16 protein-coding genes are annotated in these 14,908 nt (G+C 67.7%); 3 read left to right on the top strand and 13 right to left on the bottom strand.

The genetic code is table 11. The annotated features are described in order from the left end of the window. The first annotated feature begins 21 nt into the window (after nucleotides 1–21). Complete coding sequence (locus C1A30_RS33690; RefSeq protein WP_101953077.1) at nucleotides 22–699, top strand: guanylate cyclase; 678 nt, start codon at nucleotides 22–24, stop codon at nucleotides 697–699. A gap of 7 nt (nucleotides 700–706) precedes the next feature. Here the strand turns inward: C1A30_RS33690 and C1A30_RS33685 are convergent, their stop codons facing one another. Further along, nucleotides 707–1,468 carry a DUF2993 domain-containing protein gene (locus C1A30_RS33685; RefSeq protein WP_101952514.1) on the bottom strand — a complete coding sequence of 254 codons (762 nt, stop codon included), beginning with the start codon at nucleotides 1,466–1,468 and terminating at the stop codon, nucleotides 707–709. A gap of 563 nt (nucleotides 1,469–2,031) precedes the next feature. Between C1A30_RS33685 and C1A30_RS33680 the strand changes: the two genes are divergently transcribed. Beyond that, nucleotides 2,032–2,280 (top strand): hypothetical protein, encoded by a 249-nt coding sequence (locus C1A30_RS33680; protein WP_101952513.1) that lies wholly within the window; start codon nucleotides 2,032–2,034, stop codon nucleotides 2,278–2,280. 95 nt (nucleotides 2,281–2,375) lie between these two features. Here the strand turns inward: C1A30_RS33680 and C1A30_RS33675 are convergent, their stop codons facing one another. The 7 genes from C1A30_RS33675 to ychF all read right to left on the bottom strand — a co-directional run bounded on the left by C1A30_RS33675 (nucleotide 2,376) and on the right by ychF (nucleotide 7,501). Further along, nucleotides 2,376–3,587, bottom strand: coding sequence for a serine hydrolase domain-containing protein (locus C1A30_RS33675; RefSeq protein WP_369974197.1), 1,212 nt, complete (start codon nucleotides 3,585–3,587; stop codon nucleotides 2,376–2,378). A 52-nt stretch (nucleotides 3,588–3,639) separates the two neighbouring features. Beyond that, the gene (locus C1A30_RS33670; protein ID WP_101952511.1) at nucleotides 3,640–3,996 is read right to left on the bottom strand and encodes a hypothetical protein; all 357 of its coding nucleotides are present in this window, start codon (nucleotides 3,994–3,996) and stop codon (nucleotides 3,640–3,642) included. Nucleotides 3,997–3,999: 3 nt separating this feature from the next. Then, entirely contained in the window at nucleotides 4,000–4,758 is a 759-nt protein-coding gene (locus C1A30_RS33665) for a class I SAM-dependent methyltransferase (RefSeq protein WP_101952510.1), read from the bottom strand. Nucleotides 4,759–4,767: 9 nt separating this feature from the next. Further along, nucleotides 4,768–5,070, bottom strand: coding sequence for an ester cyclase (locus C1A30_RS33660; protein ID WP_235010328.1), 303 nt, complete (start codon nucleotides 5,068–5,070; stop codon nucleotides 4,768–4,770). Between the two features lie 90 nt (nucleotides 5,071–5,160). Then, a complete protein-coding gene (locus C1A30_RS33655) occupies nucleotides 5,161–5,559 on the bottom strand; it encodes a VOC family protein (RefSeq protein WP_101952509.1) in 399 nt (132 codons plus the stop codon). Between the two features lie 31 nt (nucleotides 5,560–5,590). Continuing rightward, nucleotides 5,591–6,337 carry an alpha/beta fold hydrolase gene (locus C1A30_RS33650; RefSeq protein WP_101952508.1) on the bottom strand — a complete coding sequence of 249 codons (747 nt, stop codon included), beginning with the start codon at nucleotides 6,335–6,337 and terminating at the stop codon, nucleotides 5,591–5,593. 90 nt (nucleotides 6,338–6,427) lie between these two features. After that, nucleotides 6,428–7,501, bottom strand: coding sequence for a redox-regulated ATPase YchF (gene ychF / locus C1A30_RS33645; protein ID WP_101952507.1), 1,074 nt, complete (start codon nucleotides 7,499–7,501; stop codon nucleotides 6,428–6,430). 84 nt (nucleotides 7,502–7,585) lie between these two features. On the opposite strand from ychF, the gene C1A30_RS33640 reads away from it, so the two are divergent. After that, the gene (locus C1A30_RS33640) at nucleotides 7,586–8,665 is read left to right on the top strand and encodes a DUF6542 domain-containing protein (protein WP_101952506.1); all 1,080 of its coding nucleotides are present in this window, start codon (nucleotides 7,586–7,588) and stop codon (nucleotides 8,663–8,665) included. On the opposite strand, the gene C1A30_RS33635 is transcribed toward C1A30_RS33640, so the two are convergent. Genes C1A30_RS33635 through C1A30_RS33615 form a run of 5 tightly spaced genes read right to left on the bottom strand, consistent with a single transcriptional unit; the run spans nucleotide 8,662 to nucleotide 14,908 of the window. Continuing rightward, nucleotides 8,662–9,273: an FHA domain-containing protein gene (locus tag C1A30_RS33635; protein ID WP_101952505.1), complete on the bottom strand. Its 612-nt coding sequence runs from the start codon at nucleotides 9,271–9,273 to the stop codon at nucleotides 8,662–8,664. The two genes, C1A30_RS33640 and C1A30_RS33635, sit on opposite strands and share 4 nt — an antisense overlap. After that, entirely contained in the window at nucleotides 9,273–10,553 is a 1,281-nt protein-coding gene (locus tag C1A30_RS33630; RefSeq protein ID WP_101952504.1) for a VWA domain-containing protein, read from the bottom strand. Before C1A30_RS33630 ends, C1A30_RS33635 begins: the two co-directional genes overlap by 1 nt. Continuing rightward, complete coding sequence (locus tag C1A30_RS33625) at nucleotides 10,540–11,556, bottom strand: PP2C family serine/threonine-protein phosphatase (protein ID WP_101952503.1); 1,017 nt, start codon at nucleotides 11,554–11,556, stop codon at nucleotides 10,540–10,542. The genes C1A30_RS33630 and C1A30_RS33625 overlap by 14 nt, the downstream gene beginning before the upstream one ends. Next, complete coding sequence (locus C1A30_RS33620; RefSeq protein WP_101952502.1) at nucleotides 11,553–13,766, bottom strand: serine/threonine-protein kinase; 2,214 nt, start codon at nucleotides 13,764–13,766, stop codon at nucleotides 11,553–11,555. The genes C1A30_RS33625 and C1A30_RS33620 overlap by 4 nt, the downstream gene beginning before the upstream one ends. Next, entirely contained in the window at nucleotides 13,763–14,908 is a 1,146-nt protein-coding gene (locus C1A30_RS33615) for a hypothetical protein (RefSeq protein WP_101952501.1), read from the bottom strand. Before C1A30_RS33615 ends, C1A30_RS33620 begins: the two co-directional genes overlap by 4 nt.

The raw sequence follows: 14,908 nt of genomic DNA, 5'->3' as shown, positions 1-14,908 counted from the left end.
GCCCGTGTGAAGGAAAGCACCGTGTCGCTGAGTCGGGCGTTGGACGAGACCAGGACGGGCGATATCTGGCTGTTCCGGGGCACGTCCGGACCGGACCGGGCGATCCAGACGATGAGCAACGCGCCGGTCAACCACGTCGGGATGACCATCGCGATCGAGGATCTGCCACCGCTGATCTGGCATGCCGAGTTGGGCGACAAGCTGACCGACATGTGGACCGGCGGTCACCACCGCGGGGTGCAACTGCACGACGCACGGCAGGCCGTCGAGCGGTGGATGGACAGCTATCACCAGCGCTGCTGGCTGCGTCAGCTCACGCCGTTCGCCACCCGCGAGCAGGAAGACCTCGCGTTGAAGGTCGTCGCGAGGATGGACGGCACGCCGTTTCCCACCACGGCCCGGCTGACGGGCCGGTGGTTTCGCGGCAGGCTCGCGGTCGCCGACCTCACCCGCGGACTTCCGTTCGTGCACAACAGAGTTCGGGAAGCCGCCCAGCGCAGGAAGAAGGAGAAGCTGCAGGTCGGACTGGAGACGGCGTACTGCGCGGAGACCGTCGCCATCACCTATGAGGAGATGGGTCTGCTGTCGACGGAGAAGCATTACAACTGGTTCGACCCCGGCGTGTTCTGGAGCGGCGACGAGCTCCCGCTGGCACCCGGTTACCAGTTGGGCGACGAAATCGCGGTGGTCGCAGACTGATTCGCGCTCACAGCCGCGCGAAGCACGGGTTGGCGTCCGCTTTCGGAATCGTCGCGTTCTGGCTGGAGAACGTCCCGACGACGCCCGTGCTCGTCACCTTCACGCTGTCGGCGTGAATGCCGAGCGGATAGTTGTCGTTCAGCTTCTTGGTCAGCGTGTTCAACCCTGCCTGCACGGCGTCTTCCGGCAGCACGCCGGTGACGTCGACGACCTGGAGGTTCAGATCACCGTCGGTGACAACGGGTTTCGCGGTGACGCTGCTGCCGGGTGCGTTCAGGATGATGGTGCCCGCGGAGGCGTCCGTGCTGACGCCGGTGACCAGATTGCCGACCCCGGGAAGGTTGGCCGCCACGGTGTCCTTGATGCCGGAGGATTTCCAACTCAGGGTCGCGGTCAGCGATCCGATGGTGCCCTTGCCGTTCGCGGAGTCCTGCAATCGCACGTCTTTGAGCGTCACGTCGGCGGTCATCCCGTCGGCGCTCTGCACCCTGTGCCCGTCGGTTTCCACCGTGATGTTGGTGTAGTGACCGGTGATGTGCTGCCACAGGAACGGCGGATTGACGCCGAATGAGATCGAGGCGCCGTCCTTGACGACGCATTCGGCGACCTCGGTCAGGATGCTGTCGGCCCGGTACCGGGCATAGAGTTCGCCGCCGGCCAGTCCGCCGACGAGCAGCGCCACCACGATCACGACGATGAGCACGATCGACATCCGGGACAGGCGGCGCCGCTTCTGCTCGGGCGACGGGGGCGGCGGCGGTGCCGGCATCGGAGGGCGCGGCGGGGGCGGGGGCGTGCGCCCAATCTGTTCGGTGGGGGACGCATCGGCCGGTGACGGTGGCCGCGGGATCCGCTGCGTCGGGCCGGCATCGGCGGGGGGGGTTCGCCCCCGCCCGCGCCCCGGCGGCGGGCCCCGCCGTGCCGGCATCGGAGGGCGCGGCGGGGGCGGTGGCGTGCGCCAAATCTGTTCGGTGGGTGACGCATCGGCCGGTGACGGTGGCCGCGGAATCCGCTGCGTCGGGCCGACATCGGCGGGGCGGTTCGGCCCGCGCAGACGCTCGGTCGGCGGCTCCGGCCGTCGCGGTGGCCGCGGAGGCCCCGGCGGGGGCACGCCCCTGCCGCGCCAATCGGGCTGCCGGGGGCGTTGCGGCGGAGTCACCTGCGCGATTCTGCCTCATCTTGGGTCCGGCCCGCGCCCTTCCGGTTGGCTACCGCACCCGCGTTGCAGGTAGCCGCAGGCAACGACGGGTGTCAGCGGTGACGACTTCGGCGTGCCGAGGCGGCAATCTTCTAACCAGCCCAACAGGGTGCCCGACAAGCCAGGAGGACGACATGCAGAACAGGATCAAGTACCTCGCCCCGGTGATGGCCGTCGCTGCCATCGGTGTCGCGCTCGCCCCCGTCGCCAGTGCGGCGACAGTGGCGATACCGCATACCGCACAGTCGACCGTGAGCACCGCAGGCACCGATCCGATCGTGCCGTTCGGCACCGACCCGCACAGCCCGTACGTGCTGGGGTACCACACCTCAGACCACGACGAGTCCAACACCACCAACGGTCAAATAGACGTTCCGTTCTGAGCAGGCGGCCGTGCCCTTCTGATCGTCGAGGCTGTAGTTGCCGTGGTGTCTACTCGCACTTTTCCGCGGCAACTACAGCCTCGCGGCGGCCAGGCTCATTCGGTGGGCAGCGACAGATGCGCGTAGATCTCGTTCAGCATCGTCGGCAGCATGGCCTGGGCCGTCGTTCTGCCGTCGGGCGAGAGCGTCAGGTTCGTCCAAATGACCAGTGCCACATCGTTGTCCGGGTCGTAACCCATGAACGAGTTGAAGCCGGGCAGTTCGCCCCCGTGATAGAACATCGCGGCGTCCGGGCCGAACCGCTGATACGAGATGCCGTAGCCGTACTTCTGGCCGTCGGGCCGGTCGGGGTCCTCGGCTTGCGGGCTGGCCAACCACTCGCGGTGCGAGTCGGCGTTGAACACCTCGCCCGAGACCAGCGCTTTCATCCAGGTGGCCAGGTCGTCGGCGGTGGAGATCGCTCCCCCGGCCGCAGTGGCATACGAGGGGTTCTGGTGTGTGTAGTCGACCGGCCGCAGTGTGCCGGCTTCGGCGCCGGCCTGGACGTCAGCGGGATAGGCGACGTCGGCGAGCGCGTAGATGCTTCCGCCGTACATGTAGCCGTGCGAGTAGGGCGCAGGCATGGAGGTGTCGTCGGCGGCGGGCAGCGACGTCTGCGTCAGGCCGACGGGGCCGAACAGTCGCTCCTGCAACTGCTGGGCCAGCGGGCGTCCGCCGACCTTCTCCGCGACGACACCGAGCAGCGCGTAGTTGGTGTTGCTGTAGTCGTACGAGGCGTCGGGCGCGAACAGCGGCGGGTGCCGGAACGCGATCGCCAGCGCCTCCTTCGGCGTCCACGCCTTCTCGGGGGTGGCGTCCATCGCGGCGGCGAGCGCGGGGTCGAACGTATAGCCGTACAGACCGCTGCGCATCTTCAGAAGCTGTGCAACGGTGATGTTTTCGCCATTCGGCACGTCGGGAACGTAGAGCGACACCGGGTCGCTGAGTTTCAGCTTGCCGTCTTGGGCGAGCAGCACGATCAGCGCGGCGGTCATGGTCTTGGTGTTGGACGCGATGCGGAAGTGGGTGTCGACGGTCGGCGGTGTTCGGGCGCCGAGTTCGGTGGTGCCGACGCCGGCGGTGACGTCGCCCTTCGGTGTGCGCACCAGCACCATCGCGCCGGGCACCTTCAGTTTCGTGGCGGCGCGCTGCACGACATCTTGAAAAGCCTGTGGGTCAATGGTTTTCAGCGCCGAGGGGGTCGACTCGTCGGTCGGCGAGCACGACACGAGCAGTGCGACGATCAGGAGCGCTCGGCAAAACCGCATCATCCCTCCCCCGCTCGATTACTACACAAGGTAGTACAGCAGGGTCGAAGATTTACTCGTTTTGGAGACGTTCGGCTTCGGCCATCTCCCTGGCGACGTCGGCCTGCTCCCGCCGCGCGGCCGCGGATTCGCGCTCCGACTGGTCGTCTCCCCGTTGCAGCCTCTCGCGTTCCCTGGCGGCAGCGGTGCCCTCCCGTTCGTCCGCGAGCCGCTCGCGTTCGTCTGCGGCCTCCTCGCGAAGGTCGGCGATGCGGTCCCGCTCGTCGGCGATTTCGTCGCGTTGGGCTGCGAAATGCTCGCGTCGGGTCAGTTCAGCCTCATGCCGCTCGAGGGCCGCCTCGCGCTCATCGAGCTCAGCTGCGCGACGATCGAGTTCACTTCCGGACTCGGAAGGGTCGTCAATGACCACAACTCACGATAACCCTGACACCGTGCCGCGGGCAGCCCACGCGGTCGCGGTCACCGTGAACGGACCGCTTCCCAGGCGGTTTCGGGCCACTGATTCGAGGCGGGCGCGGCCGGCGTCGTCGAGTCGGCGGACGTATTCGCCGGCGGGTCCGATACCGAAGGTGTACGGCTGCCACCACTCGCCGAAAGTCGGGTGCACCACGTCGACCGAGATGGCGGCTTCGTCCACCTCGTGCAGACCGGCAGCCTCGAAGATCTCGGTCAGGTGCCCGGCGTGCGCGCCCGACAGCAGTGCTTCGTCGACGGCATCTGGGTCGATCACATGTACCGAATCCCAGAACGGGGCCAGCGCGCCGGTCGGCCCGTCCCAGACGCATGCGGCGACGACGCCACCTGGCCTGGTCACGCGTGCCATCTGGGCGATGCCGCCCACCGCGTCGGTCATGAAGTGCACCACCAACTGCGCGAAGGCAGCGTCGAAAGCATCGGTGTCGTAAGGCAATTGCTCTGCGGTGCCCCGACGCACGTCGACGTCCGGGAACCGCGCGTGAAGTCCGTCGACGAACGACGGCGAGGGATCGATCGCGGCGACTTGGGCGCCGAGGGACAGCAGGTGCGCGGTCAACGCGCCGGGCCCGCAGCCGACGTCGAGCACCCTGTCGCCCGCCTGCACGCCGCCGAATGCCGCGAAGACCTTCGCGAGCGGATCGGCGTATCGCCCCATGAACCGTGCGTAAGCGTCCGGCGGGACGTCGAAACTCATCAGCGAATGCTATGACCGCAAAGGAGGGAGCTGGGCACGAATCGCATCCTTGTCGATCAACGACCAGACCTCGGCGATCCGGCCGTCAGCAAACCGGTAAAACACGTGCTCGGCGAACGAGATTCGGCGTCCTGCCGGCTCGAGACCCAGGAACTCGTGCTGTGGCGTGCACTGGAAGTAGAGCCTGCATGCGACGAAGTCGCCGTCGGCGATCAGGATCTCGGGGACGTACTGAAGGTCTGGTGTGACGTCGGTGTCGGCACAGCATCGCCTGATAGCCGCTGAGGCCGAGGGTTTTTCCGTTGTGGACAACCTCCTCGGCCACGAACCGTCCGAGTTCGTCCCACCGCCGGGCGTTCAGACACGCCAGGTAGTCGCGATAGACGGTGAGCAGATCGCGGATCACACGCCGAATTTAGCGCGGGCCTGATCGGTGACCGGGGCGAACAGGTTGACCAGGTTGCCGTCCGGGTCGCGGAACAGCAGCGCGCGGTTGCCCCACGGCATGGTGGTCGGCTCGGTGACCACCTCGGTCAATTCGCCGCGTAACCGCTCGAATTCGGCGTCGACGTCCTCGACGATGAACTCGGTGATGGCGCTTCGATTCGCCGCCGGTTCCGCGGATCCCGCGCCGAACAGTGCGACCGTCTTGTCGCTGCCGATCGCCAGCGTGCCCGCCGCGGTGGCAATCTCGGCGAACAGTTCATTGGCCCACACCGCCTGGGCGCCGGTGATCACCTCGTAGAACGAGACGAGGCGCTGCACGTCGGCGGTGATGATGCGAATCGAAACCAGTTTCATGCCGCGCACGCTAGCCGCGGCCACCGACAAGCTAGTCGAGGTCGTCCCAGAACGCCGTGAGGACTGCGGCGCTTCGGGCCGGATCCTCGACCATCCACCAGTGCCCCAGTCCGTCGAGGATTTCGGTGCGGGCGCCGGCCCGGTCAGCGGCGCGACGCCGCATCTGCGCGGATCCGACGTAGGTGTCCTCGGTGGCCAGTACCGAAAGCCCCGGGCAGACCGCCGCCTTCTCCAGATCCCGTCCCGCGTGTTGCATCGCGGGCTGGGCTGCCGAGCGGTACAGCAGCAGGATCGCGCGGCCCATCTCCGGACCCTGGCCCGCGGCGATCTCGGTGCCGACCTCCAATGGCATACCTGCGGTGGCGTACATGGCGGCCCGTTCCTGCGGCGTGCCACCGAGGAACGACTCGATCAGTTGCTCGCCTTCGCCGGGCGTCTGCCACACCTGGGCCAGCTCGTGCCACTCGTAGTCGGGATCGAATGTTCCGACGACGTCGCTGACCCAACTGCGGACGAGCTCCTGGCGATGCATCACCACGTTCATCGCGTGGATGCCGCCGAAGTCGTGTCCGACCAGATCGACCGGGCCGTCAATGCCCTCGAGTTGATCCTCGAGCCAGTCGCGGTAATCGAGGTACGTTGCCGAAAACCCCTCGGGCAGCGGCGCTCCGAAGCCCGGCGGCGACAGCCGCACCACGTCGTCGCGGCCGAGCGCGTCGACCAGCGGTGTCCAAAGCGCATCCGTCTCCGGATTGCCGTGTACCAATACGAGCACCATGGCGCACATCCTGGCATGCGGGCGCCGCCAAGCAGTTGACTCTGCGTCCAGGGCGCAAAAATGCGACAAACGACCGCCCTGGCCGCAGTGTCAAACGTTGAAGCGGAACTCGACCACGTCGCCGTCGGCCATCACGTAGTCCTTGCCTTCCATCCGCACCTTGCCCGCGGCCTTGGCGGCGGCCATCGACCCGGCCTCGACCAGGTCGTCGTAGGACACGATCTCGGCCTTGATGAAGCCCTTCTCGAAGTCGGTGTGAATGACGCCAGCAGCCTTCGGCGCGGTATCGCCCTGATGAATGGTCCATGCGCGGGCCTCTTTCGGCCCCGCGGTCAAGAACGTCTGCAGCCGCAGCGTGTGAAAACCCGCCCGCGCCAACGCATCCAGTCCGCGTTCGGTCTGCCCGATCGACTCCAGCAGTTCGGCGGCCGACTCGTCGTCGAGTTCCTGCAGTTCGGCCTCGATCTTCGCGTCCAGGAACACCGCGTCCGCGGGCGCCACCAGTTCGCGCAGCGACGCCACGCGTGCTTCGTCGGTCAGCACCGCCTCGTCGGCGTTGAACACGTAGAGGAACGGTTTGGTGGTCAGCAGGTTCAGCTCCCGCAACAGCGACGCATCCACGCCCGTGGCGAACAACGTCGTGCCCGAGTTGAGCGTCTCCTGCGCCGCCACCGCCGCCTCATACGCAGGCCGCCGGTCCTTGTGCGTGCGTGCCTCCTTCTCCAGTCGCGGCACCGCACGCTCCAGCGTCTGCAGGTCGGCCAGGATCAACTCGGTTTCGATGACCTCGATATCCGACTTCGGGTCGATCCTGCCGTCGACGTGCGCGACATCGTCGTCGGTGAACACGCGCACCACTTGGCAGATCGCGTCGCTCTCGCGGATGTTGGCCAGGAACTTGTTACCGAGCCCAGCCCCCTCGGACGCACCTTTGACGATCCCGGCGATATCGACGAACGTCACCGGCGCAGGCACGATTTTCGCCGAGTCGAACATCTCGGCGAGTTTGGCCAACCGCGGGTCAGGCAGCGGCACCACACCCTCGTTCGGTTCGATCGTCGCGAACGGGTAATTGGCGGCTAGCACGTTGTTGCGCGTCAGCGCATTGAACAAGGTCGACTTACCGACATTCGGCAAGCCGACGATTCCGAGGTTCAGGCCCACAGGCACCAGAGTCTAGGAGACTGTGACGGGCACGCCAGAAGCGCGCTGACAGCTACATTTGGTCACAGCCGGTACGGTCTACCTGTGTCAGCTCAGCGCGCGCGGTCGGCGGTGCCGGCCGATCACCGCTCTGCACACCCCAACGTCCCGGGCGTTCCGTGGTGGGGTGCGGTGCTGTTCGCCGTCACCATGACCGCCGTCGGCTTCGCATACGACGCGGGCTCCGGTAACAAAGAGCTGGACCTCGTGTTCGCGGCGCTGTATGTGCTGGGCTGCGTTTTCGCCGTGCTCGCCGTGCGCCAGTCCGGGATCTTCACCGCCGTCATCCAGCCGCCGCTCATCCTGTTCGTCGCGGTGCCGACGGCGTACTTCCTGTTCCACGGCGGACAACTGGGCGGCCTCAAAGACCTGGCGATCAACTGCGGTTATCCGCTGATCGAGCGGTTCCCGCTGATGTTCTTCACCTCCGCGGCCGTGCTGCTCATCGGGCTGGGCCGCTGGTATTACGCGATGTCGTCGCGACGCGGTGCTGGGCAGTCCACCGCCAAGGACGCCAAGGACACCACGCCCGCCAAGGCGAAATCCGGTCGTGTGTCGTCGGTCACATCGAAGATGTCGTCGCTGCTGACGGGTGACGTGGACGAGGACGGCGCCGCTGAGGAGCCGCGCCGCAAGCACACCATCGACCGGCCCACCCGAGCGACCAAAACCGCCAGGTCAGCTCAGGGCACCGCCCGCACCCCGCGGACCACCAAGCGGACCGCACCGTCGCGTTCCCGGCACACCCGCCCGCCGGAGACCGAGCTCATCGAACCCGTCGTCGACCGTCCGCGTAGGCCCCGCCCGCCCCGGCAGACCGATCAGCCGCCGCCGGCCGATCCGCCCCGCAGGCGGTCCCGCTCGTCGTCGACGCGCGAACCCCGCAAGGCGGTGCCACCGGAGCGGCGCACCCCCTACGAACGCCCGGAGCGGCGCCGCCGCTACGACGACTATCCGCCGCGCGAGCCCCATTCCAGCAACGGCAACGGCAGCGGCACGCACCATCCGGTGTCGCGGGTCCGCTACCGCGGCGCCGACGAGAGCGACACCCGGGCCGAGAACCGGTCGCGGCCCCGCTCATCACGCAACGGCTGGGAAGCCGAAAGCTGGGAGTACGACATCTAGCCCCGGACGATCCGGATCGTGGTCCACGCGCCGATGTGGATGCGGTCGCCATCGGCCAGCGGTGTCTCCTCGCCTTCTGCCAGACGGTTGTCGCCGTTGAGGTAGGTCCCGTTGGTCGATCCCAGGTCGGTGATGGTCAGCACGGACTGGTGTATCCGCAGCACCGCGTGCTGCGACGAGACGCCCCGGTCGACCGGATGGATGCCCAGGTCGATCTCGGGGTTCACCCCCTGTTTCCGGTTGCCCCTGCCGATCAGCGTGCTCTCGCCCTGCAGCGCGATCCGGCGTTCGGGAAAGTACAGGGGAAACTCGACGGTCTCGGGGCCGCCCTGGGTCAGCACGCGTTCGTACAGGGCGCGGTCGGCGGTGACGACGGCCGTCCAGATCGGTGCTGCCGACGTCGACGGGGCCGACGGTTCCGGCAACGCCGAATCGTGCCCGCACGCCTCACAGAACCGGCCTGTCACCGGCATCCCGCACGACGGGCAGGCCTTGGCCTCGGCCGCCGGGGCCGAATCCGGTTGCGCCGCAGCGCTTCCAATCGGGGCTCCGCAGACATCGCAGTAGTCGGCGGCTTTCGACGTGTGCCCCTCGACGCAGGTCGGCATCACGCCTCCTTCCGGACTCGGGCCGTCCTGGTGGACCGGGCGTCGAGAGCCATCTCATCGGCGGCGGCGACGTCACGCCGCAGCGCAACGGTGCCGGTGCGTTCGTCGACCTCGACCACTCCCCTGAGCAGCTTGGCCGTCCCGTCGTTCCCGGATTCGACGGCCAGTTCCATCGCGCGCTGCAACTTGGCGGTGGCGGTGCGGACATCTCCGGACTTGCGCGCGCTCAACCCCTCCTGCACGGCCTGCGCCAACTCCTCCTGGCCCGTGTAGTGCGCGACACGTCGACTGATCTGCGCCGACAACGCGGTGTCGGCCGTCCACACCGCCTTGACCAGACCCTCACCCAGAACATCTTGCCCCGCAACGACACTCACTCTTGCGGCGAGCTTCTCCCTGCCGACCGCGGCCGGTTCCACCTCGACCTGGATGTGATAGTCGCGGTCCTCGGATCCCCACGAGCCCAACGGGTACTCCCCGCACTGGTTTCCTGCGTCGATGCGGCGGTGCGTCAGATCTTCGACGGTCGGCGCCACCTGTTTGACGAATTCGACCCTCGCCCCTGCGGGCGTCCACAGCCGCAGCGTCAGCGTCGGAATCGCCTTGGCCATGGACCCTCTCATCATCGACGCGAAGTCGTCCGCGAGATCCTCGGGATCGGCGACGATGTCGACGGTGCCGAGCAGTGCGGTCGAGATCGCGCGTAGCTCGTCGACCTCCCAGTCGGTACCCACTCCGCGGCAGTCGCAGGTGAATTCGCCTTCGCTGAGCCCGATCTCCTCGCCCAGCTCCTCCGGCGTCTCGTGCTCGTCCTTGCCGTCGGTGAGCAGGATGGCATGGGTGATCGCGCCTTTACGCTGACCGACGATGCCGCGCACATGCGCGAGCCATGTTCCCATCGCGGTGCCGCCGTGCGGCCGGAGTGCGTCGACGGCACGCATTGCCGCAGCCTTGGTCTCGGTGCTCGCCCGCGCCAACCCCTCTTTGGGGTAGACACTGGTGGCCTTCTCGGTGCCGTCGACGATGGTGAAATACGTTCCGTCGACGAGTTCCATGATGGCGGCGGCGGTGGCCCGTTTGGCGGCTTCGAACTTCTCGATCGGTGCCTGCATCGACGTCGAGCAGTCAATGATGATGGCCTCGACCCGATCGGGCGCGGCGGCCGTCGCCGTCACGTCGGCGGTGATGCTGACGATCGCGTCCACCGTTCCGCTGCCATCAGCGAGGTATGGGTTGTGGTCGACATCGACGGAAATACCATGCTGCTCAGCCGAACTCATTCGGCCCTCCGATCGGGATCACTGCGACGGTGATGTTGTCCTGACCTCCGCCGTCCAACGCGAACTGGGTCAGCGCCCTGGCGGCGTCGCCCGGGTCGGCGGCGTTGCAGAAGCGGGCGATGTCGGCCGGGTCGGGCAGGTAGTTCCACAGGCCGTCACTGCACAGCAGCAGTGTGCCTGGCCCGTCCGCGTTGATCGTCTGCACGCTGGAGTCCGACCAGGGCTGCGGTTCACTGTCGGCGCCGAGCCACCGGGTCAGCGTGTGCGCACCGCGTTGCACGGCATAGGAATCCGGCGCAGCGCCAGCGGTGATCAGTTCCTGCGCCAACGAATCGTCGACCGTCAGTTGCCTCGGTTCGCCAGGCGGCTCCGGCAGCCAGTACGCCCTGCTGTCCCCGACGTTGCCGAGGGTGATTTGCGCTGTGCCCTCAGTCGTGGGGACGACGACGGCGGCGGTGTAGGTGCACGACGGCGCCGACGCGGCGTCGCCACCGGCGGCGCTGGCGGCAGCGGCGGCCGCATCCAGCCCGGCCAGCATGGCGGCCCGCCCCGGTTTTCCCGCGGCCAGTGTGGTGATCATGGCGCTCACGCCGGCTTGCGATGCGGCGGCCGCGGCGATCTGCGCCTGGTCCGACGACGAGACGCCGTCGCACACCGCCACCACGATCGCCTCCGGTCGTTGCCCGTCACCGCCGAGGAGGATTGCCGCCGCGGCGGCGTCCTCGTTGCGGGCGTGTTCGATACCGCGGTCGGTGACCAGTACGACAGGACCGACGGTGGCCTCGTCGCGGTCCGGTTCCTCGCGGCGATGCCCGCAGACCGAGCAGTACTCGTCGAAGTCAGCCGCGTTGCCGCAGTCGGCGCACGGCGCATCTTTCGCGGTTTCGTGCCGCGGGATGGCCACCCGACGCACCTCCGACAGCGAGGCACCGCAGCCTTCGCAGAACCGGTCGGCGCGTCGCACCATGGTGTCGCAGTGCGGACAGGTGGCTGCCTGAGTCATACGCGCGTCCTCGGTCGGATCTGGTTGGCTCTCTCCACCAATGCAATACGTTCCCACATGTCGGTGGCCTCGTGTGCCAGCTCGCGATAACCGCGTTCCATGCCGATGCGGATGCTGGGTTCGTCGAAAGCCGCACCCAACAGTCGCCCGCCGAGGCTGGGCTGGTGACCTGCCTGCAGCCAGTCCAGCGCGGCGCCCAACACCCCGAGCCGGATCGACGCGCGTTTGGCGGCCGATTCCAGGTTCAATTCGGACGCCCGCCTGCCCGCGTCCAGCAGCGTCTGCTCATCGAGCTTCGCCGATTCGGAGCCGTCGAGCAGGACTTCGACGGCGCTGGCCGCAGCAGGAGTGAAATGGGCTGAGTCCGTGGGTACTTCGTCGAGCGCCGCGATGGCGCCTGCGCGGTCCCCGGCATGTATCCGCTGCCGCGCGAGCCCGAATGCCGCGCTGGCGTAACTGCGGTCGGTCCGCCACACCGTCTCGTAGTAGCGCGCCGCGACGTCGCGTGCACCGTTCAGTTCCGCGGTGGCGGCGATGGCCATCTTGGGGGCGAGCTCACCCGGCAACCCCGCCAGCACGGCCTCGAAATCGGCGGCCGCGTCGTCGTAGGCGCCCTCCAGCAGTGCGCACTGTCCGCGATACCAGCGCAGTCGCCAGTCGCCGGGAATCGTGGACTCCAACTCGGCGAGCCGTTTCCTCGCGCCCTCCGGCGCGCCGATCTCCAGCGACGCCCGCACCAGCCGCAGCGGCACCTCCACCGAGGTCCTGTTGGCTTGGTGCGCACCGGTTCTGGCGATCTGCAGCGCGTGCTCCAGCTGGGCGGGCGGGGTCCCGCTCGTCGTGGCCAGGATCGCCGCACCAGGATCGTTGGGATCGACGACCGGAACGGGAAGCGCGGCGATCACCGCGTCGACGGCGACCGGTTGGTCCATGCCCGCGCCGTAGATCCCACGTTGCGGGCTGAAATGACTCGACATCCGCGGCTGCGGATCGCCCGTCTCGGCCGCGGCGATCTCGTGCAGCACACCGGTCAATTGATCGGCGAGCACTTCCATCGATTCGAAGCGGCAGTCGGGGTCGGGGTGGGTGGCCCGAACGATCGCCCGGTGCAGCGATTCGTATCTCGCGAGCACAGGCACGGTGTCGGGGCCCGGTAAGTGCTCGACGAAGCGCCCTTTCTCCTGCGGCACATCCATCACCAACACCGCGAGCGTGCGGCCCACCGTGTACACATCGGTGGCGACGGTCGGACCGGTTTCGGCGATCTCGGGCGCCTGATAGCCAAGCGTTCCGTAGATCGCACTCTCTTCGTCGTCCATCGCGATCACCGCACCGAGGTCGATCAGCTTGAGTTGGTCCTCGGTCTGCATCACGTTGTCGGGTTTGAAGTCGCAGTAGGCCAATCCCTGCGAGTGCAGGTAGCCCAGCGCAGGCACGATCTCGATCATGTAGGCGAGCGCCTGGTCCGGTGGGATCGGGGCGCCGCGGGCCTTCCGGATCTGCTTCAGCGAGGTGCCGCCGACGAACTCCATCACGATGTAGCCCACCGGCACCCCTGCCGAATCGGGATGCTGGACGAAGTTGTAGATCCGGACGATGTTCGGGTGTTCCACGCCTGCGAGGGCGAGCACCTCGGCTTTGGCCACCGCCATCGCTTCGGGGTCACCGGAATTCAGCAGGCCTTTGAGCACCACCCAGCGGTTCTCGACATTGCGGTCGGTCGCCAGGTAGATCCAACCCAGTCCACCGTGTGCGATGCAGCCCTGGACTTCGTACTGGCCGGCGACCAGGTCACCGCGAGACAGTTTCGGGACGAAGGAATATCGCGTGCCGCATTCGGGGCAGAAGCCCTCCGTGCGCCCCGGTTTACCGTCCCGTTGCCGTCCCACTGGCTTGTTGCATTCGTGGTTGCCGCAGTATCGGCTGGCCTCGGGGACCTGCGGGTCGGTCAGGATGGCGGCGGACGGATCACCCCTTGGGATGCGCGGCATTTCGACCAGCCCGGCACCGAGGCGACCGCGGCCGCTGCCCATCGGCGACGACGCGCTCCTTGCGGTGCGCACCGAAGCTGTGCGCACCGACGGGGCCGAGTGCCTTGGCGCTGTTGCCACCGAAACCGCCTGCGGGGCAGCGGGTTGCGGCGCCGTACCGCAGACGTCACAGTAGCCGTCGACGACGGTGCCGTCGCAGTCCGGCTCGGCGCATTTCATACCGTCTTCTCCCGCTTGTCGGCGATCATCTGCTGATAGTCCGAGATAGCGCGCGTCACGGCGCGAAGATCAGACGGCCGCCGCGACAGCAGACCTTCCGCTATCCGCAGACAGGCCAGCAGGTCTCGGTCCTCCCCCAGTCCGAGCCTGGCGGCCTTCGCCTGGTAGGCCGTCAACCGGCCCTTGAGCTCAGTGCGCCGGTCGAGCAGTCCCTGCGCGAGTTGCTCCTCGTCGCGGGCGGCTTGCAGCGCCGCCTCGACGCGGCGCCGCAGTGACCGCAGCGCCTTCGGGTCCGGTGCCGTGAGGGACGTCAGTTCGGCGTGTAGCGCCGGGTGTTCGTCGCGGCGTTGCGGAAACGTACCGGAGAGCACCTTCTGCACGGCGTACCCGCGCACCTGCGCTGTACGCGTGCTCGCGTCGCGCAACTCGTCGAGTCGGTTGGCCACCGCCGCGACCGCGCCCGCCCAATTCGACTGTATTTCAGCAAGTTCCGCGAGTTCGGTCGACCGGCGTTCGACACTGTCGGCGATGGCTGTGACGCGCTGTTCGATGTCGCGGGTGGCCAGGGACAGTGGGTCGGTCGCGGAGATCTCGAGCAACTCGGCCATCTGCTCGGGCTCGGGTGCGCCCGCCGCGTCGAGGAGTTTCCGCGTCGGGGCCAGCTTCTCGGCGACCAGCGAGTTGACCCGGTCGACAGCGTCGAGGAAGTCGACCACGCCCGGATACGTCGCGTGCATGCGCTCGGCCGTGTCGGCCAGCCCGACGTATTCGACCGTTTCTGCGTGCCCGCTGATGGTGCGCTGCGCCAACGGAATCGGCTGGCGCGACACTTCCAGCGTCGGCTCCCTCAGCAACCGCGTCAGTTCGATGCGGTCGCTGTCGTCGAGCTTCGACCGGCGCGCGCGCACCGTGCGGGCCGATTCCAGGATCGACGTCATCCGGTTCAGGTCGTCCCACAACTGGGCGAGTGCCTTCTCGACTGAGTCCCACCGCTGTGCCGTGAGCCCCTTGGGCGGATACACCCGCACGTGCTCGAGGCCGGGGTGACTGTCCAACTCGACCAGCGTCGCCGACATCGCCGCGACTTCCGCTGTCCGCGAATCGAGTTCGCGGTCGATTTCATCGGTGGTCAGTGCGCCCAT

The sequence above is a fragment of the Mycobacterium sp. 3519A genome (assembly GCF_900240945.1).
Taxonomy (GTDB): Bacteria; Actinomycetota; Actinomycetes; order Mycobacteriales; family Mycobacteriaceae; genus Mycobacterium.
This window is presented reverse-complemented; position numbering and strand designations above follow the sequence as displayed.